The following is a 1,562-nucleotide window of genomic DNA, read 5'->3' as shown; positions in this document are numbered from 1 at the left end:
ACACAGTGGACGCGAGCACCTGAGGACAAGCCCTCGGCTTATTAGTACCGGTCAACTCCACCCCTCACAGGGCTTCCATCTCCGGCCTATCAACCCCGTCGTCTACAGGGAGCCTTACCCCATCAAGTGGGTGGGATTCCTCATCTCGAAGCCGGCTTCCCGCTTAGATGCTTTCAGCGGTTATCCATCCCGAACGTAGCCAACCAGCCATGCCCTTGGCAGAACAACTGGCACACCAGAGGTTCGTCCGTCCCGGTCCTCTCGTACTGGGGACAGCCCTTCTCAAGAATCCAACGCGCACAGCGGATAGGGACCGAACTGTCTCACGACGTTCTAAACCCAGCTCGCGTACCGCTTTAATGGGCGAACAGCCCAACCCTTGGGACCGACTCCAGCCCCAGGATGCGACGAGCCGACATCGAGGTGCCAAACCATCCCGTCGATACGGACTCTTGGGGAAGATCAGCCTGTTATCCCCGGGGTACCTTTTATCCGTTGAGCGACGGCGCTTCCACAAGCCACCGCCGGATCACTAGTCCCGACTTTCGTCCCTGCTCGACCCGTCAGTCTCACAGTCAAGCTCCCTTGTGCACTTACACTCACCACCTGATGACCAACCAGGCTGAGGGAACCTTTGGGCGCCTCCGTTACTCTTTGGGAGGCAACCGCCCCAGTTAAACTACCCACCAGACACTGTCCCCGATCCGGATCACGGACCCGGGTTAGACATCCAGCACGACCAGAGTGGTATTTCAACAACGACTCCACACACACTGGCGTGCATGCTTCACAGTCTCCCACCTATCCTACACAAGCCGAACCGAACACCAATATCAAGCTATAGTAAAGGTCCCGGGGTCTTTCCGTCCTGCTGCGCGAAACGAGCATCTTTACTCGTAGTGCAATTTCACCGGGCCTATGGTTGAGACAGTCGAGAAGTCGTTACGCCATTCGTGCAGGTCGGAACTTACCCGACAAGGAATTTCGCTACCTTAGGATGGTTATAGTTACCACCGCCGTTTACTGGCGCTTAAGTTCTCGGCTTCGCCCCGAAGAGCTAACCGGTCCCCTTAACGTTCCAGCACCGGGCAGGCGTCAGTCCGTATACATCGCCTTACAGCTTCGCACGGACCTGTGTTTTTAGTAAACAGTCGCTTCTCGCTGGTCTCTGCGGCCGCCCCCGGCTCAGACAGCAAGTGCCATCACCGGTACACGGCCCCCCTTCTCCCGAAGTTACGGGGGCATTTTGCCGAGTTCCTTAACCATAGTTCACCCGAACGCCTCGGTATTCTCTACCAGACCACCTGAGTCGGTTTGGGGTACGGGCCGCCACGGAACATCGCTAGAGGCTTTTCTCGACAGCATAGGATCATCCACTTCACCACAATCGGCTCGGCATCAGGTCTCAGACTTGTATGCGGGACGGATTTACCTACCCCGCGTCCTACACCCTTACCCCGGGACTACCACCGCCCGGGCTGGACTACCTTCCTGCGTCACCCCATCACTCACCTACTACCCCATCGGGTCACCGGCTCCACCACACCCACCACCCGAAGGCG

The 1,562-nt window shown here is 57.8% G+C and carries 1 rRNA gene; it reads right to left on the bottom strand.

What is annotated here, in order from left to right:
- Positions 1-21: 21 nt before the first annotated feature.
- Positions 22-1,562, bottom strand: a 23S ribosomal RNA gene (locus LZF96_RS26290); the annotation flags it as partial.

The sequence above is a fragment of the Streptomyces sp. ST2-7A genome (assembly GCF_021390475.1).
Lineage (GTDB): Bacteria > Actinomycetota > Actinomycetes > Streptomycetales > Streptomycetaceae > Streptomyces.
Note: the sequence above shows the minus strand (reverse complement) of the source record. Positions and strands in the feature narration are given on the sequence as shown.